Raw genomic sequence first — 17,596 nt, forward strand, 5'->3', positions numbered from 1 at the left:
GATCGCCGGACACCTTTCCTGGAAGTCGCTGCGGGTAGGATCGTGAGCACGAGACCCGCCCCGGGCCGCACGACGCAGTGGCTCGATGGCTACCGTGCGTCCGGCGGCGATCTGTTCGGCGATGCTCCGGCAGGGGTGGCCGGATGCTGGCACAAGGTGGCGGCGGGGCTTGCCGCGCTGGCGGACGGGGAGCCCGCCGCCCTTCAGGAGGCGACCGCCCGCCATGCGGCCGACCTTGGCCTTGCGTTCCGCCTGACCGGCGACGAGGATGAACGGCCCTGGCCGCTCAACGCCATGCCGCTGATCGTCGGCGCGCAGGAATGGCGCCGGGTGGAGCAGGGGCTGGTTCAACGCGCCGAACTGCTCGAGCGGCTTGCGCAAGACATCTACGGCCCGCAGAGCCTCGTGAAGGAAGGTCATCTTCCGGCAGCGGTGGTGGCAGGAAGCCCCTTCTTCGCGCGCCGGATGGTGGGCCGCACGCCTGCGGGCGGGCGCTTCCTCCACGTCTATGCCGCCGATCTTGCGCGCGGGCCCGGCGGGCAGTGGCGGGTGTTGCAGGACCGGGTACGGGTGGCAGGCGGGGTCGGCTATGCGCTGGAGAACCGCCTCGCCATGTCACGCGCGGTGGGCGACCTGCTGGCCGGTGCCCATGGCCGCCGGCTTGCCGACTTCTTTGCGCAGATGCAGGCAGGAATGGCGGCCTCGTGCCGGCGGGAGAACCCGCGCATCGCCCTGCTGACGCCCGGCCGCTTCAACCAGACTTACGCCGAGCAGGCGCATCTGGCCCGCTACCTTGGATTGCCCCTGGTGGAGGGGCGCGATCTCACGGTGCTTGACGGGCGCCTCTATGTCGGCACCATCGCCGGCCCAAAGCGCGTGGATGCGGTGTGGCGGTGGATCGACACCACGGCGCTCGACCCGCTCTCCTTCGACGCCCGGTCGCACCTGGGTGTTCCCAACCTCTTCGAGGCCTGGGCCGAAGGCGGCGTCGGCATGGTCAACTGGCCGGGCGTCGAAGTGCTCGAATCCGCTGCCTTCGCCGCTTTTCTGCCCCGCCTGTGCCGCGTCCTGCTGGGTGAGGCGCCGCTCCTGCCCAACATCGCTACCTGGTGGTGCGGGCAATCGGCGGAACGCTCCACCGTCCTGTCCCGGCTCGACGATCTCGCGCTGCTTCCGGCATTCGGCCAGGCGGCGGAAGGGTTGGACAGCCGCGAACCCGTAGCCGCCGCCCAAATCGATGCCGCCCGCCGCACGGCTCTGATCGATGCCCTTCGGCGGAGGCCGATGGACTATTGCGGGCAGGAGATCGTGCGGCTTTCGACCACGCCCGCGATCATCGACGGCCGCATCGCTGCGCGCCCGTTCACCGTGCGCGCCTTCGTTGCCCGTGGGCCGGATGGGGAATGGACGGTCATGCCCGGTGGTTTCGCCCGCCTTTCCTCCAGCACCGCGCTTCCAACGTCCCTGATGGGTGCGGGCGACCTTTCCGCCGACCTTTGGATCGTCGACGAGAAGCCGGCGGCGCCCCACACCGGCAGCCGGATCGCGGGCGAGCCGCAAGTCTCGCGAGGAGGGGGCATCCTCGCCAGCCAGGCCGCCGACAACCTGTTCTGGTTCGGCCGTTACAACGAACGGGCCGAAACCCTCGTGCGGATCGTACGGGCCATCCTCGCCAACCCGGCGGACAGCGACGGCAACGTCAGCCCGGGCGCCAGCACTCTCCCGCGGCTAACCGCGCTCCTGCGCGACTGGGGTGCGATCAGCCCCGCGACGGCGCAGCTTCCGGTGGCGGGCATCTGCGCACGCGCGCTCACCGAGACGCGGCTCCCCGGAGGCGTGGCCACGCTCATGCGGCGTCGCCAGCAGGTGGGCATGGCCCTGCGCGAACGCTTCGCCCGGGACTTCTGGCGGATCGTCAGCCGCCCCATGCCATCGATCAGGGTCGATCAGCCGCAGTCGATGCTGGGCAGTACGCGGTGGCTGACCGAGCATTTCAGCGCGCTTGCAGGGCTTGTCGCGGAAAACATGGTGCGCTCGGCAGCCTGGCACTTCCTCCAGCTCGGGCAGCGGATCGAACGGGCACAGGCGATCTGCCGCATGGCGCGTCAGCTGGATCCGCAAACCGGGGACGGCGATCCCGCCGTCACGCTGGGGTTGCTGCTCGATCTTTGCGACAGCCAGATCGTCTATCGCAGCCGCTATCTGACAAGGCCCGTCACCGGACCCGTGCGCGACCTCGTGCTGCTCGATCCCGACAATCCCCGCGCGCTGGCTTTCCAGGTCGCCGAGATCGTGCAGCACTTGGCGGCCCTGCCCAGCTTGCGGGACGACAATGTTCCGGAGGCACCGCTTCGGGCGGCTCGCGCGCTGCTGGGCGAACTGCACGCGGCGAGCGCTGCGGATATGACGACCGAGAGGCTGGCCGTAATAGAAGTGCGGCTGCTCAGCCTGTCCGACGCGATCTCGGCGCGCTATTTCCTGCAGCTCGACACCGAAGAGGCGGAAAGGCGCTCGCGGCTGCTGTGATGCGGTATTCGGTAAGCCATCTCACCACCATGCGGTATGCGCAGGCCGCGCGGATGGGGCAGTTCAACGTGCGGCTGCGGCCTGCCGCCTGGCCGGGGCAAACCGTCGCGGACTTCACTCTCGCGCTCGATCCCCAGCCCGCGCAAGTGATCGAAGGGAGCGGCGGCTACCACGTGAACGAAGCGCGCTTCATCCTGCGCGAGGGCACGGAGCAGTTGCAGATCGAAAGCCGCTTTACCGTGGAAGTGGATCCGCTGCCCTTCTTCATCGGCAGCGCCAGCGGCCCACCGGTGGCGGACCTGCGGCGACGGGCGATGGAGAAGCGCGACCTGTCGAACACGGCGCCTGCATCGTACATCTTCGCTTCGTCGATTGCCGAGCCAGACGCCGGGATCGCACGGTGGGCGTCTTCCATGATGGAGGAGGGCACTCCGGTGATGGAAGCGGGACGCGCCTTGATGTCGGCCATCCACCGGGAGTTCGCCTACGATACGCAGGCGACGCATACCGGCACCGCCCCTGCCGAAGCCTTCAGCCGCCGGCGCGGCGTTTGCCAGGACTTCAGCCATGTGATGATCATCGCCGCCCGGGCGCACGGCGTTCCGGCCGCCTACGTCAGCGGCTACCTGCGCACGCTGCCGCCCCCAGGCAAGGAGCGCCTCGTCGGCGCCGATGCCATGCATGCCTGGGTGAACCTGTGGTGCGGAGAGGAACTGGGCTGGGTGGGCTTCGATCCCACCAACGATTGCCTGACCGACACGGACCACATCTTCCTTGGCATGGGCCGCGACTATGCCGATGTCGCCCCCATCGACGGCACCTTCCACGGCTCCTCCGAGCAGAAGATGTTCACGTCCGTGGACGTGGCGCCTCTGGACTGAGGACCCGAGCGGCAGGAGCCAAGGCGCGGGCAAACCGACCTCAGTTGCTCCGGCGCTGTATCTCGTCGCTGCGCATTGCGGGTTCGCCCGGAAAGATGCCGGCGATGGCCAGCGCGGCGCCGATGCGTGAAAGCGTCTCCAGCATGTCGCCCACGCTGTCCTCCACCACGACGAGTTCGAGCGTATCGCGAGTCGGTTGTGGCCCCCGATCGCGCAGGCTGGTGATCAGCTCGAGGATCACGGCCTCGTGCTCGGAGACATGGCTGCAGCCCATGGGGCAGAATGCCAGCGTGTCGAGTGCATCGCGGTTGAGGAGAACCATCGCGCGGTGGAACGGCTGGAGGCCGCCAATCATGCGCCAACGGGCGAAGGCAGGCGCAAGAAGCTGCGCGGGGCAGCGCTTCTGGCCGATCGCGGTGACCCAGGCGCGCATGGACCATACGAGGAAACGGCAGCCCTCGTCGAGCGTGCTCAGCGGGCGATCGACGTATTGATACATGCCATGACTCCTTAGGGCTTGCACATGCGAATGATTATCATTAGCTACTGTTACGCGGCTTGCTCCTCTCGTCAAGCCTGCACCAAGCCCGGAGGAACGCTTGTCATGGGGCGTTCTTCCCATCCTGTGACCTTTGGCCGGGGCGGCTCCTTGCCTTGCTCGCCCCGGCCTTTTTTTACGCAGGCGGTGCTTCAAGCCTCTGAAATCAAGAGCTTGTTCGATCGGCAGAGCAGTGCTTCGCGACCGTCGCCCGGATGCGACTCGCGGCGTCGTTCCTGCTCCTGCGCTGATGGAATTTGACTGGACCTCAGGGGCGCGGTTTTGCCGACGAACGAACAGCTTTTTGCCCGTGTTATGCACAGGCTTTCGGCGGTGCTTTCTGGTCTTTCAGCGGTAGTCGAATCCGCCTTTCGGCTGAATTTTCAGCGAGTTCTGCTGTAGTGCCGTCATCAGGTATGCGCCGATGAGCATCGGGAACTCCAGCATCTGCTTCTCGTCGTATGTCCTGGCAAGCAGAGCCCAGGTCGAGTCGCTGACGCAGTGGTCTGCGATTAGTTCCTCCACCCCCCGCAGCACGGCCGATTCGTGTTCGGTCCAGCCCGGCGCCTGCGATCCTTCGATCACGCGCTCGATCTCTTCCGGAGTCACCCCGAATGCCTTTCCGATGTCGACGTGCTCGCACCATTCGAACGGTGCCCGAGCGAGGAGTGCAAGCCGCAGTATTGCCAGCTCGCGCTCACGAGGCGGTATCGTCCCCTTGGCGGCAAGCTCGATCCCGAGCACCATCTGTCCCTTGAACATGCCGGGATGCCGCAAGGTTATGAGGCTGACATCCGGAAAAGGGCGGTTTTCGGGGATGGAGAATGCGTCCCGGATTGCGTCCACCTGCTCCTGCCCCTCGGGGCTCACCTCGCCAAGCGCAAGCGGCGAATAGCGCGGGCCCCCGGCCACCGTCTGGCCCATCCGGGCTTCTGCGTCGAACTCGTACCTGCCGGTTGTGGGTTCGGCCATTCTCTTGATTCCTTCGCAAGGGACGTGAAAACGAGGGCTCATGCCGCCACGGCTCGGGCGGCCCAGCAGTCGCTGCGGCAGGGACGATCGGCGAGGCGGGGCGGAACGGCAGGCGGGTCGAGCCTGGAAGCGGCGGGATCGGGCTTGCCCATGCACGCGGTCTGGAAATCGCCAGCGCACGAGGAGGCCATCGCATTGGCGAAGCGAGGATACACTTCCTCGTTGAGGCAGCCATACAGGGGCGAACCTCGCCGAGCGGGTTTGCCTGAATGGCGCGGAAGTGTATGTCGATGAAAGGAGGATGCGCTCGCGCAGCACATCCTCTTTGGGGGCGTTCGGCCGGGCCTTTGCGTCGAGCGCGGGGACGAGCCGTTCAGGCCGGTCGCGAAAGCCGTCGTCGCCAAGGTTGTCGAGGCCCGTGGCGGCGTGGCGGCCGCCATCAGGTTCCTGCTGTCTTTCATCCCCGGCCGCCTCTCCGCCCGGCGAGGCCGGTGCGCTTGCTTTGGGAGGCACTATGCGCCGGGCAGCATCACGCACCAAACGCCGGGACGATGAACGCGCCCGTGCAGGAAAGTCAGTCTTCCTGCGCGATGGTGACCTTGCAGCCTTCCAGGACCGCCGTGACCGGCACCTGACACGATAGGCGCGAATACTCGTTCCGGTGGTCCGAACTGTCGAGCAGGTCGTTCTCGTCCTCGGTCATCGTCGGGAGCTTGTCCATGTACGCAGGATCGATGTGAACGTGGCACGTCGCGCAGGAGCAGCAGCCGCCACAAAGGGCCAGCAGTTCGTCGAACCCTTCGTCGCGGATGACCTCCATCAGCGTGCGCCCCTCCGGAGCCTCGACGTTCGTTTCTTCACCCGACTGATTGACGACGATGATCTGCGGCATGGTTGTCGTTCCCCTTTGATACACCCTGTATCATATCTGTATCTATATGCGCATCTGCTGCAGGCTGCTAGATGCTGCGACATCCTTTTGCAAGGTAGCCGAAAACATGGGTTTGACCGCAGACGAACTTCGTTCTGGCCTCGACGAGATTGCTGACCGGGAACCGAAGATCGCCCGCGCGCTCCAGATCGCCGGATACCCCGAGCCCCGCATCCGCGCGACCGGCTACGCCACGCTTTTGCGCACTATAGTGGGTCAGCAGGTGAGCGTCGCCGCCGCCGCTTCCGTATGGAGCCGGCTTGAAACGCTTCTGGGCGAAACGATCCCGCCCGAAGCCCTGCTCGCCGCCGAGTTCGACGCGCTGCGTGCCTGCGGCCTTTCGCGCCAGAAGCAGGGCTATGTCCGCTCGCTGTGCGAACTCGTCGTTGCCGGCAGCATCGATTTCGACAACCTGCCTGCCGATGACGAGGAAGCCATCGCCCAGTTGGTCGGCATCAAGGGGATCGGCCGCTGGTCAGCGGAGATCTACCTCCTTTTCGCGGAGGGTCGCCCAGATATCTGGCCCGCGGGTGATCTGGCAGTCCAGGCCGGGCTGCACAAGCTCCTCGACCTCGTCGAGCGGCCTTCGGAGAAGCGCACCCGCGAACTTGCCGAAGCATGGCGTCCCCATCGCGGAGCGGCGGCGATCTTCACCTGGCACTGCTACAACAACCCGGCGCTCTAGATATCCGCTTCGGCGGGGAAGACCGGGTGGCGGCTCAGGCAATCGCGTCGATGAACCTTGCCATCTCGACGTCCCTTTCGCTGAGACCGCCGGCCTCGTGCGTGGTGAGAACGATGCAGACCCGGTTATAGACGTTGAACCATTCCGGGTGATGGTCGTGCTTCTCGGCATGCAGGGCGACGCGGGTCATGAAGCCGAACGCCGCGTTGAAGTCGGCGAACCTCAACTCCCGTTCGATGCCGTGCCCCTCCCTGCAAAGCGCCCATCCCGCCAGTTCTCCCAGCGCTTCGTCGCGGCGGGCATCGGTAAGGCAGGCGATCGGCATCTTCGCGTCTCCTTGGCAGCGGCGTGGGTTTCTCCTATCGCTTCGCGCCATGCAAGAGGCTGACCCTGTGCGGATCATCGTGACCGACCTGGCGTGTCGCCGCGGCGACCGGGTCCTGTTCGCAGGGCTCTCGCTCGACGTGGCGGCGGGCGAGGCGGTGCAGGTCGTCGGAGAGAACGGCATCGGCAAGTCGAGCCTGCTGCGCATTGTCGCCGGGCTCGCTCCCGCGTTCGCCGGCTCGGCAAAAGTAATCGGGGTGGCCGGCCTGCTCGACGAGCGGTGCGCTCTCGACCCCGCGCTGGCCCTGGGCCGGGCGCTGGAGTTCTGGAGCGGCATCGACAGCGGGCCGCCGGGAAAGCCGGAGCGTTCGCATCTGGAGCGGCTGGGGCTTGCCGGTCTCTTAGACGTGCCGGTACGCTATCTCTCCACCGGCCAGAAGAAGCGCGCGGCGCTGGCGCGGCTGCTGGGCCAGCGCGCCGGCGTATGGCTGCTGGACGAGCCGCTGAACGGGCTGGACGGGCATGCCGTGGAACTGGTCGAGGCGCTCGCGGGCGAGCACTGCGCCGCCGGCGGAATTGCCTTCATCGCCTCGCACCAGCCGTTCCGCCTGGAAGCTATGCGCTCGCTTCGGTTGGCCGAGTTCTCCGCATGAGCGCGCGCATCGCCGTCTCCCTCCTGCGCCGTGACCTCGCGCGCCTGCTGCTGGGCGGGCGTGGCGGCGGGGCTCTGCTGCCCGTTCTTTTCTTCCTTGCGGTGGCAATGCTTTATCCCTTCGCCGTGGGGCCGGACGCGCCGCTGCTGGCGCGCACCGGGGGCGGAGTGATCTGGGTGGCCGCGTTGCTGGCGGCCATCCTCCCCCTCGATCGGCTGGTGGAACCCGACATCGAAGCCGGCATGTTCGACCAGTGGGCCCTTCGCGGGATTTCCGAGGAACTGGTGATCGCTGTCCGGGTGGCGGCGCACTGGCTGAGTTTCGGGCCGCCGTTGATGGCGGCGGCGCTTCCTGCCGCCGCGCTGCTGGGCCTGGAGGGCGAGACCGTCCGAGTGGTCGAGATCGGACTCCTTGCGGGAACCCCGGGCCTCGCGGCGCTGGGCGTCACCGTGGCGGCGCTTACGGCAGGGCTGCGCGGCGGGGCGGCGCTGGGCGGGCTTCTGGTGATCCCCATGGCCGTGCCGGTGCTGATTTTCGGGGCAGGCAGCCTGGGGACGGGCGGCGAAAGCGGCCTTGCCCTGACCGCTGCCGCCAGCCTCGTGCTCATGGCGCTGGCCCCGTTCGCCGGCGGAGCTGCGGTCCGCGCCGCCCGAGGGTGAGGCGCTTTGCGCAACTTTGCGATCAAATCAATTGCACGCGGCGCTGCGGCTTCCTAATTCTCGCGCCATGACCCCCACCCAGACTTTCGCTCCCCCCGCCCGGGCCTCCACTCTCGATCTTATCGGCAACACGCCCCTGGTCCTCCTCAAAGGCCCGAGCGAAGCTGCCGGCTGTGAGATCTGGGGCAAGTGCGAGTTCGCCAATCCGGGCGCCTCGGTGAAGGACCGCGCGGCCTTGTGGATCGTGCGCGACGCCGAGGAGAAGGGCCTGCTGAAGCCCGGCGGCACCATCGTCGAGGGCACGGCCGGCAACACTGGCATCGGCATCGCGCTTGTCGCCAATGCGCTGGGCTACAAGACGATCATCGTCATGCCCGAAACCCAGTCGCGCGAGAAGATGGACACGCTGCGCGCTCTCGGCGCCGAACTGGTGCTGGTGCCTGCCGCGCCTTTCTCCAACCCGGGGCACTTCGTCCATACCTCGCGCCGCCTCGCCGAGGAGACGGAAGGAGCGATCTGGGCAAACCAGTTCGATAACATCGCCAATCGCAAGGCCCATATCGAATCGACCGCGCCCGAGATCTGGGAGCAGATGGGTGGCCGGATCGACGGCTTCACCTGCGCGGCCGGAACCGGCGGAACCATTGCCGGGACGGGCATGGGCCTCAAGGCCTTCGACGAGGGGATCACCATTGCGCTGACCGACCCTTACGGTGCCGCGCTCTACAACTACTACGCCAACGGCGAGCTGAAGGCGGAAGGCAATTCGGTCGCCGAAGGGATCGGGCAGGGGCGCATCACGGCCAATCTCGAAGGTGCGCCGGTAGACACCCAGTTCCGCATCTCGGACGAGGAGGGGCTGGAGTGGGTCACGCGCCTGCTTTCCGAGGAAGGACTGTGTCTTGGTCTGTCGTCGGGCATCAACGTCGCGGGAGCGGTCGCGCTCGGCAGGCAGCTCGTGGCGGAGGGCAAAACTCAGGTCCGTGTCGCCACGATCCTGTGTGACACCGGCTTCCGCTATCTTTCGACGCTCTACAATGCCGACTGGCTGCGCGGCAAAGGGCTGCCGGTCTTCCCTTGGCTAGCGAAGTGATGTAACAACTTGCCGATGGCAGGAAACATTCCGCCTTTTATGGTCGAACCGAAAAACATCATCGAACCTCTCCAGGCGCCCCGGCACTTCATCCCGCCCACTGCGCGGGAGCTGCGCTCCCAGGCGGTGTACCGGTTGCAAATCGGCCTTTTCGGTCTTTGCGCAATGCTGCTTATCGTGGGGCTGGCCAACATCATCCGCGACCGGTTGCGAGTGACGGAGACGCCGGACCCGATCCAGCAGGTCGTGGCTGTCGATGCCAAGCCCACCCGGACGGCGAGCGACCCGCTGGCCGACATTGGCGTCGTTCCTGCCGCCGACCCCAGTCCCACTCCCGCGCCGACGCCTGCTCCGGAGGCCTCGGGTGACACGGGCGCGCCGGCAAGGCCTTAACCGGCAACGCCTCAGACTTCCGCTTCTCGTCTTAGGCCTTCTCGTCCCCGTGCTTGTCGGCTGCGGGGCGGAGCAGGCCCAGTCTTCACGCGCAGGCAACGGCGCGGAGACGATCGGGCTCTACTCCAGCCTCCCCATCGCCTGGAACGAGAGCGAGGATATTCGCGGCATGCTCGCCGACGAAACGCCACCACACTGGGCTTTGACGGCGTTGCGGGCCCGGGGCAGGGTGGTTCCGCTCGACACGCTGGCAGACGGCGAGGGCGAACTTCCGCTTACCGGCGCCTCCATACTCGTGCTCGCCCAGCCGCGTCCGCTGACGCCGCAGGAGAACGTGGCGCTCGATGCATGGGTCCAGCGGGGGGGACGCGTGCTGCTTTTTGCAGATCCCATGCTCACTGCGCATTCGCGTTTCAGCCCCGGCGATCCCCGCCGGCCGCAGGACATCGCCCTGCTTTCCCCCATCCTTGCGCGCTGGGGATTGGCGCAGGAATTCGACGAAGAGCAGGCTGCCGGTGAGCATGTCGTCCAGCTTCCCGCAGGAGAACTCCCGCTCAACCTTCCCGGCCGTTTTCGCGTGTTGGGGAAATCCGGGGGCGGCTCGGGGATGAGTGGGGATGGGGTGGCCACTTGCCGGCTCGAGGCTGATGGGCTGATCGCTGACTGTGCAGCCGCGGAAGGGCGAATCTTCGCGATTGCGGACGCCGCGCTGCTTGAAAATCCGCAGGAGCCGGGAAGTATTTCCCGTCGCAAGCTGGTGCTGGGGCGCTTGCTCGATCGGCTTTCGTCTCCAGCCGCTGCGCAGAAATGACGGGAATGGCCGGGTGCCGTTCGGGGACAGAGCGGGATAGCTGCGAACCGTTCCCGAAAGTCGCTAAATACAAGAACTTTCGGTGCCTTCTGATGTCCGTTGATCCTCCCGATAGGGAGGGCAGATGGAGTGCTGCTGTTCACGCCAGCGGATAAAACACCATTCATCCCCAAATTTCCCTTTTATCGCCGAATTTCCCTCTGTAGAAGGACAGTCAATCGGAATGGCTGAGTCTCGCCGTGCTGCAACGTGGCACGGGGCCCGGGCGCGCACGTGCGCGCCTTGGCGTGAGCCCGGCTGTGTCCGAGACGGCGACTTCTGGGGCGAAACAGGCGGACATGGCGGGCAGGCCGTTCATCTACAGCGGGCAGGGCTTTTCGCTTCTACGCGACAAGAACCGCTTCGTGCTGCCCAACGTCCTTCGCTCCACGGTGCGCGATTCGAGCGGCAAGGACGTGCTGTGCCTGGCCAAGCATCCCGAGTGGAAGTGCCTCGTCGGTTTCGGCACCTCGCGCGTCGACGAGTTCGAGGAGCAGATCGAGGCCGAACAGGCGCGCGCCGACACTGCCGGTCGGCCCTTCAATCGCGACAAGCGCGCGATGCAGCTCTACAATTTCCAGCAGGTCCCCTTCGACGGTTCAGGGCGCTTCACCATGCCCGATGCGTTCGCCAGCCTTGCGGCGCTTGGTGATCAGCTCTTCTTCCAGGGCATCGGTCGCACGATCCTGATCTGGAATCCCGACGAACTCTACAAGCTGGCCGACGATCCCGAATTCGAGGCAGCGATCGCCACCTGCCGTTCGCTGCAGGACGCCGAACTGGCGAAGAAGAAACAATGAGCAGTCCTGACCAGCCCCACATCCCGGTGCTCCTCGAGGAGGTGGTCGCCGCCCTGAACCCCCGGGGCGGCGACCTCATCGTGGACTGCACCCTGGGTGCAGGCGGCTACACGCGCCGCCTCCTCGACGAGGGCGCGACCGTGCATGCATTCGATCGCGATCCCGACGCGATCGCAGCTGTGCAAAACAATCCGGGGAAATGGCCGGAACTTGCCAGCGATCCGCCCCGCCTCGTGTTGCACCCGCGCCGCTTCTCCGAAATGCTCGCAGGCCTTGGAGATGCGGGGATCGACAAGGTGAACGGCGTTGTGATGGACATCGGCGTGTCTTCAATGCAGCTGGATCAGGCGGAGCGCGGGTTCGCGTTCGGTGCCGATGGTCCGCTCGACATGCGCATGAGCCAGGACGGAATGTCCGCGGCGGACTTCTGCAACGACGCCGATGAGGCCGAGATCGCGGACGTCCTGTTCCTCTACGGAGAGGAGCGCCAGTCTCGCAAGGTCGCCCGCGCCATCGTCGCGGCCCGTCCGCTCGCCACAACCGCCGATCTTGCCCGCGCCGTTCGCAAGGCGCTTGGCTACAACCCGGCCTACAAGGGCAGCAATGCGCCCAAGGATCCGGCGATCCGCACGTTTCAGGCGATCCGCATCCACGTGAACGGCGAACTTGACGAGCTCGACGCAGCGCTGGCTGCTGCCGAAACGGCGCTCGCGCCGGGAGGCCGGCTGGCCGTGGTGACATTCCACAGCCTGGAAGACCGCAAGGTGAAGCGCTTCCTGCGCGATGCCAGCAGCACCGGCGGCGCCACCTCCCGCTACCTGCCGCAGGCCGCGCAAGCCTCGCCGCCGTTCGGCCAGGTGAGCAAGGGCATTCGGCCCGGCGACGGTGAGCTGGCCGCCAATCCCCGCTCGCGTTCGGCCACGCTGCGCAGCGCCGTCCGCACGGAAAGTCCGCCCCGTACCACCTCTCCCCACGAACCTGTTGGACGACCCAACCGCAGGAGCGCTGCATGAATTTCACCAGTGACCGTATCCGATCGATCGGCTGGGCTTCCGTGCTGGTGGTCTGCGGCGCAATGACGATCGCGCTCACGCTGCGCGTCAATGCGGTGAAGAGCCAGGTGCACGATACCGAGAAGCGGATCGTGTGGGTGAAACAGGACATCGATTTCTACGAGACCGAGTTCGCCACCCGTTCGAACCAGCAGGCGCTCAAGCAGCTGAACGATCTCGAGTTCGGCTACAAGGCGCCTACTGCCGCGCAGTACATCGAGGGCGAGCGGCAACTGGCGGCGCTCGGCATGCCGGCGGGCCCGGGTGCACCGCAGCCTATCCGCTACGCCAACGCCGAAGTGCCGGAAGGGTCCGACAAGGGCTCGCTCCTGGCGATGGTCTCGCCGGTAAGCGGCGCGACCGCAGCGGCTCTGCCCGAGCCCGAGACCAAACCCGGCAATAAGGGCCGCGACCCGGAACGCGAGGAAATGGCGCGCGATGCCGCCGCCATCGGCAAGCGTCTGGCCCGCATCGAAGTGGCAGAGGCCGCGCAGCAGTGAACGCTCCGGCGTCCTTCTATCTCGGAACCATCCCGACGACGGTCTCCACCGGCCGGCGCAAGCTGGTGAATGTGCGCCAGCGTTCGCTGCTGGAAGCGAAGATCCGCGTCATGTGGGTGCTCGCCGTTTTCGTGCTGGTGACGGTCTGCGCGCTGCTGCGCATCACCTATCTCGGCTTTACCGGCGTGACGCCACGCCACGGCGAACTGGGCGACCTGCTGATCCCGGCACGCGGTGAGATCGTCGACCGTAACGGGGTGCCGCTCGCACGGGACTTCCGGGTCTACTCGCTCTGGTTCAATCCCAAGGCGATGACGGCCGGCTCCTCGCTGATCCACAGCCCCGAGGAAGTGACCGCCGGGTTGCTGCGGATATTCCCCGACCTTGACCGCGACGACATCCTTGCCCGCCTGCGTGCCGGTCGGCCTTGCTACCTTCGCAAGTCGATCCTGCCCGAGGATGCCAACAAGGTCCACGCGCTTGGCGAACCGGCGCTCGAGTTCCCGCTGGAAGCGACGCGGTTCTATCCACAGGGGTCGATGGCGGCGCACGTGCTCGGCTACGTGGACAGCTACGGCAAGGGCAAGGTCGGCATGGAGCAGGCCTTCGACGACCAACTCGTCAGTTCCGACGGCCGCGCGGGCTCCTCGGTCCTCTCGATCGACTTTCGCGTGCAGAGCGCGCTAGAGGACGAGCTTGCCCATGCCATGCTGCTGAGCCAGGCGAAAGGCGCAGCCGGCGTGGTGCTGGACGTCGACACCGGCGAGATACTGGCGCTGGCATCGCTGCCTTCGTTCGACCCGAACCACGTCAAGCCCACCGACATGGTGATCTCGCCGCAGGAAGCCGCGCAGGGCGATGTACCGCGCGGCTTCAACCGCGTGACCAACCAGGTCTACGAGCTCGGCTCCACCTTCAAGCCGCTGACGGTCGCCTCCGCGCTCGACGCAGGCGTGGTCACGGACCTGGGCCGTCAATGGCCGGCCACGCCGCTGCACGTCGGCCGCTTCACGATCCACGACCTGCACAATTACGGCGCCACGCTGAACGTGCCGGAAACGCTGATCCATTCGTCCAACACCGTCACCGCGCGCATCGCCGACGAGCTTGGCGGCGTGCGCCTGAAGAAGACGATGGAAGCGCTCGGCATGAACGAGCGTCCTTATGTCGAACTTCCGGCCAAGGGCTTCCCGATCTGGCCGCGCGGTGAGTGGCCGCGCCTGCGCACGATGACGGTCGCCTATGGCCACGGCATCGCGGTGACGCCGCTGCACCTCGCCTCGGCCTATGCCGCGCTGGTGAACGGTGGGATCTGGCGCCCCGCAACGCTCAGGAAGCTGGGCGCGGCTGACATTCCTGCCGGACGCCGCGTGTTCAAGGCATCGACCAGCGCGCGCATGCGCCAGCTGCTGCGCATGATCGTGCAGTACGGCACCGGCCGCAAGGCGGACGCTCCGGGCTTTCGCGTGGGTGGCAAGACCGGCTCGGCGGAGAAGCCGGGCGCGGGTGGTTACCGCAAGCACTCGCTTATCGCCACGTTCGCCGCCGCCTTCCCGATGGACAAGCCGCGGTTCGTCGTGATCTCGATGATGGACGAGCCGCAGGGCACTGCCGCCACCTCGTACCAGCGCACCGCCGCCTGGAACGCGGCGCCGGTCATCCAACGGGTGGTGCCCCGCATCGGGCCGCTGCTTGGCGTCATGCCTGACGAGACGCGCGACATCGACATCACGGACCTGAGGCCACTGGTTCCCGGGAGCGCCGAAGAATGAAACTTTCCTCGATCTGCGCAGCGGCCGGAGTGGCCGTTCCCGGCCCGGGCTCCGACGCCAACGTGACCGGCTTCGCAATCGACAACCGCAAGGTTGCGCCGGGCACCGTCTTCGGCGCCTTTCGCGGCTCCCGCTTCAATGGCGAGGATTTCATCGCTGCCGCCGTGGAGGCCGGAGCGGTCGCCGTCGTCGCTCATCCCGACGCGAAGGTCGAAGGCGCGATCCACTTCGCCGACGAGGAGCCGCGCCGCCTGTTCGCGCGTCTCGCCGCGCCATTCTTCTCGCCTGTGCCGCCGACGCTCGTAGCCGTCACCGGAACCAACGGCAAGACATCGACCGTCGAGCTGACCCGACAGCTCTGGCGGATGGCCGGAGAGCGGGCAGCCTCCATCGGGACGCTGGGCGTGACGACGGGCAACGAAACCGTCTCAACCGGCCTCACGACGCCGGACATCGCGACGTTCCTGGCCAATCTCTCCGGGCTGGCCCGCGAAGGCGTGACGCACGTCGCTTATGAGGCGTCGAGCCACGGGCTGTCGCAGTTCCGGATCGAGGGACCACGCGTGTCCGCTGGAGCCTTCACCAATCTCAGCCGCGACCACCTCGACTATCACGAGACGATGGACGCGTACTTCGCCGCCAAGATGCGCCTGTTCGACGAAGTCGTGTCCGATGGCGGCACGGCAGTCGTCTGGGCGGACGATGCCTGGTCGGATAAGGCCATCGAGCATGTATCCGCGCGTGGGCTCAAGGCTTTCACCGTGGGAACGCGGGGGAGCGATCTCCACCTCCTGAGCCGAACGCCGGGCAGCCTCGGCCAGAAGCTCGAGATCGAGCACGCCGGGCGGACCTGCGTGATCGACCTGCCGCTGATCGGCGCCTACCAGGCCGCGAACGCGCTGGTCGCGGCGGGTCTGGTCCTCGCGACCGGCGGTGACCCGGGCGCGACGTTCGATGCGATGAAGCGCCTTGTTACCGTGCGCGGCCGCATCGAGCGGGCAGGGCTCACCGGGTCGGGAGCGCCGATCTACGTCGATTACGCCCATACGCCCGATGCTCTGACGGCCGCAGTCGCGGCGCTGCGCCCGCATGTGGCGGGCCGTCTGATCGTGGTGTTCGGTGCGGGCGGCGACCGGGACCAGGGCAAGCGGCCCGAGATGGGCCGCGTGGCGAGCGAGGGGGCAGACCTCGCGATCGTCACGGACGACAATCCACGCGGCGAGGATCCGGCCGCCATCCGCGCCATGATCCTGGCGGGCATGGCACCGGGCGCGCGCGAGGTGGGGGATCGCAGGGAGGCGATCGGCGCCGCGATCGCGGCGGCAGCGGAAGGGGACGTAGTCCTCATTGCAGGCAAGGGGCACGAACAGGGGCAGATCATCGGCAGGGGCGAGAACGTGCGCATCCTGCCATTCGACGACGTCACCGTGGCCAGGGAAATGGCTGGCACGCTGGGAAGGTAGAGACGCATGGTAGCTGTTGCCCGGATCCTCGATTGGCCGCTCGACCCCGCCGAGGACAACCAGCAGGTCCTTTGGAATTCGATCTCCATCGCCCGTGCCGTTAAAGGCGTCGCCAGCGAGGACTTCACGGTCTCCGGTGTCGAGATCGACAGCCGTGACGTCCAGCCGGGCGACCTCTTCTTCGCGCTCAAGGGCGAGGCGATGGATGGGCATCGTTTCGTGGAAATGGCTTTCGCGAAAGGCGCGGCCGCCGTCGTGGTGGACCGCCCCGTGGACGGGCCACACATTCTCGTCGCCGACACCATGGATGCGCTCGAGAAATTGGGTGCCGCCGCTCGTCTGCGCGCCCGGGGGCCGGTCGTCGGCGTGACGGGATCGGTCGGCAAGACCGGCGTCAAGGAGATGATCTTCGCGGCGCTCGACCGTGCCAGCAGGGGCGATGCCCATCGCTCGGTCAAGAGCTACAACAACCACGTCGGCGTACCGCTAAGCCTTGCGCGCATGCCGGGGCGGGCCCGCTTCGGCGTGTTCGAGATGGGCATGAACCACGCGGGCGAGATCGCCGCGCTGACCCGCCAGGTCCGCCCGCATGTGGCCGTCATCACCACGATAGCACCCGCGCACATCGAGATGCTCGGCTCCATAGAGGCGATCGCGGCTGCGAAAGCCGAGATATTCCAGGGCCTCGAGGAAGGCGGAACGGCGATCATCCCGATAGACAGCCCCTATTACGGCGTGCTCCATGCAGCGGCGCTGGCGTGCGGGGCACAGGTCGTCTCGTTCGGCAAGGCGGCCGATGCTGACGTGCGCCTGCTCGATACGGTTCCCGCGATCGGCGGTGGCTCCCTCGTGACCGTCGACATGGGAGATCGGCGGGTGTGCTACACCGTTGCTGCGCCGGGCGAGCATCAGGTCGTCAACTCGCTCGCGGTGATGGCAGCGGTCAGAGCAGTTAACGGCGATCTGGGCGCTGCAGGCGTGGCGCTTGCCGAGATGGGCGGAATGGCCGGCCGCGGCGCGCGCATCGAGATCGACGTCGAAGGCGGAGAGCCGGATGACCTCGGTCGCCGCAAGGCGCTGCTCATCGACGAGAGCTACAACGCCAATCCGGCATCGATGCGGGCGACGCTTGCGCAGCTCGGCCGCACGCCGGCACAGCGGCGCATCGCAGTTCTGGGCGCTATGAAGGAACTGGGCAGCCACGGACCCGACTATCACGCGGCGCTTGCTGCACCGATCCGCGACGTGCCTGTCGACTATGCGGTGCTCGTAGGCGACGAGATGGCGGCACTCGCCGAGGAATTGGGGAAATCGCAAGGCGCCGAGCTTGGCAAACAGGTGCCCTTCGCGCATTGCCCAAGCGTGCGGGAAGCTGTCGAAACCTTGCGCGCCTTCGGGCTCCGGCGGGATGATGCGATCCTCGTCAAAGGCTCGAATTCGGTAGGTCTGGCAGCGCTCGTCGCGGCGCTCGGCAAGCAGGAAGGGTAGGGGCGAAAGCCCGCAA

The 17,596-nt window shown here is 66.9% G+C and carries 18 protein-coding genes; 14 read left to right on the forward strand and 4 right to left on the reverse strand.

The window, feature by feature from the left end:
• The first annotated feature begins 39 nt into the window (after positions 1 to 39).
• Both GR702_RS07745 and GR702_RS07750 read left to right on the forward strand, forming a co-directional pair.
• Positions 40 to 2,526, forward strand: a complete 2,487-nt coding sequence (locus GR702_RS07745) for a circularly permuted type 2 ATP-grasp protein (RefSeq protein WP_160985480.1) — start codon at positions 40 to 42, stop codon at positions 2,524 to 2,526.
• A complete protein-coding gene (locus tag GR702_RS07750; RefSeq protein ID WP_160985481.1) occupies positions 2,526 to 3,407 on the forward strand; it encodes a transglutaminase family protein in 882 nt (293 codons plus the stop codon). The genes GR702_RS07745 and GR702_RS07750 overlap by 1 nt, the downstream gene beginning before the upstream one ends.
• A gap of 40 nt (positions 3,408 to 3,447) precedes the next feature.
• Here the strand turns inward: GR702_RS07750 and GR702_RS07755 are convergent, their stop codons facing one another.
• From GR702_RS07755 to GR702_RS07765, 3 genes are all read right to left on the reverse strand, one after another.
• Positions 3,448 to 3,906, reverse strand: a complete 459-nt coding sequence (locus GR702_RS07755; RefSeq protein ID WP_160985391.1) for a hypothetical protein — start codon at positions 3,904 to 3,906, stop codon at positions 3,448 to 3,450.
• 387 nt (positions 3,907 to 4,293) lie between these two features.
• A complete protein-coding gene (locus GR702_RS07760; RefSeq protein WP_160985392.1) occupies positions 4,294 to 4,917 on the reverse strand; it encodes a carboxymuconolactone decarboxylase family protein in 624 nt (207 codons plus the stop codon).
• 574 nt (positions 4,918 to 5,491) lie between these two features.
• A complete protein-coding gene (locus tag GR702_RS07765) occupies positions 5,492 to 5,809 on the reverse strand; it encodes a 2Fe-2S iron-sulfur cluster-binding protein (RefSeq protein ID WP_160985393.1) in 318 nt (105 codons plus the stop codon).
• A 106-nt stretch (positions 5,810 to 5,915) separates the two neighbouring features.
• Here GR702_RS07765 and GR702_RS07770 point away from each other — a divergent pair, with 106 nt between their 5' ends.
• On the forward strand, positions 5,916 to 6,533 hold the full coding sequence (locus tag GR702_RS07770) for a DNA-3-methyladenine glycosylase family protein (protein WP_160985394.1): 618 nt from the start codon (positions 5,916 to 5,918) through the stop codon (positions 6,531 to 6,533).
• Between the two features lie 34 nt (positions 6,534 to 6,567).
• On the opposite strand, the gene GR702_RS07775 is transcribed toward GR702_RS07770, so the two are convergent.
• Positions 6,568 to 6,858 (reverse strand): 4a-hydroxytetrahydrobiopterin dehydratase, encoded by a 291-nt coding sequence (locus GR702_RS07775; protein WP_160985395.1) that lies wholly within the window; start codon positions 6,856 to 6,858, stop codon positions 6,568 to 6,570.
• A gap of 49 nt (positions 6,859 to 6,907) precedes the next feature.
• Here GR702_RS07775 and ccmA point away from each other — a divergent pair, with 49 nt between their 5' ends.
• The 11 genes from ccmA (at position 6,908) to GR702_RS07830 (ending at position 17,580) form a co-directional block, all read left to right on the forward strand.
• Positions 6,908 to 7,510, forward strand: a complete 603-nt coding sequence (gene ccmA, locus GR702_RS07780) for a heme ABC exporter ATP-binding protein CcmA (RefSeq protein ID WP_160985396.1) — start codon at positions 6,908 to 6,910, stop codon at positions 7,508 to 7,510.
• Positions 7,507 to 8,169 carry a heme exporter protein CcmB gene (locus GR702_RS07785; RefSeq protein ID WP_160985397.1) on the forward strand — a complete coding sequence of 221 codons (663 nt, stop codon included), beginning with the start codon at positions 7,507 to 7,509 and terminating at the stop codon, positions 8,167 to 8,169. The genes ccmA and GR702_RS07785 overlap by 4 nt, the downstream gene beginning before the upstream one ends.
• A gap of 67 nt (positions 8,170 to 8,236) precedes the next feature.
• Entirely contained in the window at positions 8,237 to 9,262 is a 1,026-nt protein-coding gene (locus GR702_RS07790) for a cysteine synthase A (protein ID WP_160985398.1), read from the forward strand.
• 39 nt (positions 9,263 to 9,301) lie between these two features.
• Positions 9,302 to 9,655, forward strand: a complete 354-nt coding sequence (locus GR702_RS07795) for a hypothetical protein (protein ID WP_160985399.1) — start codon at positions 9,302 to 9,304, stop codon at positions 9,653 to 9,655.
• Positions 9,627 to 10,466, forward strand: a complete 840-nt coding sequence (locus tag GR702_RS07800; RefSeq protein WP_160985400.1) for a Gldg family protein — start codon at positions 9,627 to 9,629, stop codon at positions 10,464 to 10,466. Before GR702_RS07795 ends, GR702_RS07800 begins: the two co-directional genes overlap by 29 nt.
• 338 nt (positions 10,467 to 10,804) lie before the next feature.
• Positions 10,805 to 11,305, forward strand: a complete 501-nt coding sequence (locus GR702_RS07805) for a division/cell wall cluster transcriptional repressor MraZ (RefSeq protein WP_160985401.1) — start codon at positions 10,805 to 10,807, stop codon at positions 11,303 to 11,305.
• The gene (gene rsmH / locus GR702_RS07810; protein WP_160985402.1) at positions 11,302 to 12,318 is read left to right on the forward strand and encodes a 16S rRNA (cytosine(1402)-N(4))-methyltransferase RsmH; all 1,017 of its coding nucleotides are present in this window, start codon (positions 11,302 to 11,304) and stop codon (positions 12,316 to 12,318) included. Before GR702_RS07805 ends, rsmH begins: the two co-directional genes overlap by 4 nt.
• Positions 12,315 to 12,857 carry a hypothetical protein gene (locus GR702_RS07815; protein WP_160985403.1) on the forward strand — a complete coding sequence of 181 codons (543 nt, stop codon included), beginning with the start codon at positions 12,315 to 12,317 and terminating at the stop codon, positions 12,855 to 12,857. Before rsmH ends, GR702_RS07815 begins: the two co-directional genes overlap by 4 nt.
• The gene (locus tag GR702_RS07820; protein ID WP_160985404.1) at positions 12,854 to 14,629 is read left to right on the forward strand and encodes a peptidoglycan D,D-transpeptidase FtsI family protein; all 1,776 of its coding nucleotides are present in this window, start codon (positions 12,854 to 12,856) and stop codon (positions 14,627 to 14,629) included. The genes GR702_RS07815 and GR702_RS07820 overlap by 4 nt, the downstream gene beginning before the upstream one ends.
• Complete coding sequence (locus tag GR702_RS07825; protein WP_160985405.1) at positions 14,626 to 16,092, forward strand: UDP-N-acetylmuramoyl-L-alanyl-D-glutamate--2,6-diaminopimelate ligase; 1,467 nt, start codon at positions 14,626 to 14,628, stop codon at positions 16,090 to 16,092. Before GR702_RS07820 ends, GR702_RS07825 begins: the two co-directional genes overlap by 4 nt.
• Before the next feature lie 6 nt (positions 16,093 to 16,098).
• The gene (locus GR702_RS07830) at positions 16,099 to 17,580 is read left to right on the forward strand and encodes a UDP-N-acetylmuramoyl-tripeptide--D-alanyl-D-alanine ligase (RefSeq protein WP_160985406.1); all 1,482 of its coding nucleotides are present in this window, start codon (positions 16,099 to 16,101) and stop codon (positions 17,578 to 17,580) included.
• The last annotated feature ends 16 nt before the right edge of the window (positions 17,581 to 17,596 follow it).

It is taken from the genome of Novosphingobium silvae, assembly GCF_009856825.1.
GTDB lineage: Bacteria > Pseudomonadota > Alphaproteobacteria > Sphingomonadales > Sphingomonadaceae > Novosphingobium > Novosphingobium silvae.

Coding starts and splice junctions, on each gene's coding strand:
- GR702_RS07830 (WP_160985406.1), top strand. CDS start 16,099: ATGGTAGCTGTTGCCCGGATCCTCGATTGGCCGCTCGACCCCGCCGAG.
- GR702_RS07755 (WP_160985391.1), bottom strand. CDS start 3,906: ATGTATCAATACGTCGATCGCCCGCTGAGCACGCTCGACGAGGGCTGC.
- GR702_RS07775 (WP_160985395.1), bottom strand. CDS start 6,858: ATGCCGATCGCCTGCCTTACCGATGCCCGCCGCGACGAAGCGCTGGGA.
- GR702_RS07765 (WP_160985393.1), bottom strand. CDS start 5,809: ATGCCGCAGATCATCGTCGTCAATCAGTCGGGTGAAGAAACGAACGTC.
- GR702_RS07750 (WP_160985481.1), top strand. CDS start 2,526: ATGCGGTATTCGGTAAGCCATCTCACCACCATGCGGTATGCGCAGGCC.
- GR702_RS07790 (WP_160985398.1), top strand. CDS start 8,237: ATGACCCCCACCCAGACTTTCGCTCCCCCCGCCCGGGCCTCCACTCTC.
- GR702_RS07785 (WP_160985397.1), top strand. CDS start 7,507: ATGAGCGCGCGCATCGCCGTCTCCCTCCTGCGCCGTGACCTCGCGCGC.
- ccmA (WP_160985396.1), top strand. CDS start 6,908: ATGCAAGAGGCTGACCCTGTGCGGATCATCGTGACCGACCTGGCGTGT.
- rsmH (WP_160985402.1), top strand. CDS start 11,302: ATGAGCAGTCCTGACCAGCCCCACATCCCGGTGCTCCTCGAGGAGGTG.
- GR702_RS07805 (WP_160985401.1), top strand. CDS start 10,805: ATGGCGGGCAGGCCGTTCATCTACAGCGGGCAGGGCTTTTCGCTTCTA.
- GR702_RS07815 (WP_160985403.1), top strand. CDS start 12,315: ATGAATTTCACCAGTGACCGTATCCGATCGATCGGCTGGGCTTCCGTG.
- GR702_RS07760 (WP_160985392.1), bottom strand. CDS start 4,917: ATGGCCGAACCCACAACCGGCAGGTACGAGTTCGACGCAGAAGCCCGG.
- GR702_RS07795 (WP_160985399.1), top strand. CDS start 9,302: ATGGTCGAACCGAAAAACATCATCGAACCTCTCCAGGCGCCCCGGCAC.
- GR702_RS07825 (WP_160985405.1), top strand. CDS start 14,626: ATGAAACTTTCCTCGATCTGCGCAGCGGCCGGAGTGGCCGTTCCCGGC.
- GR702_RS07770 (WP_160985394.1), top strand. CDS start 5,916: ATGGGTTTGACCGCAGACGAACTTCGTTCTGGCCTCGACGAGATTGCT.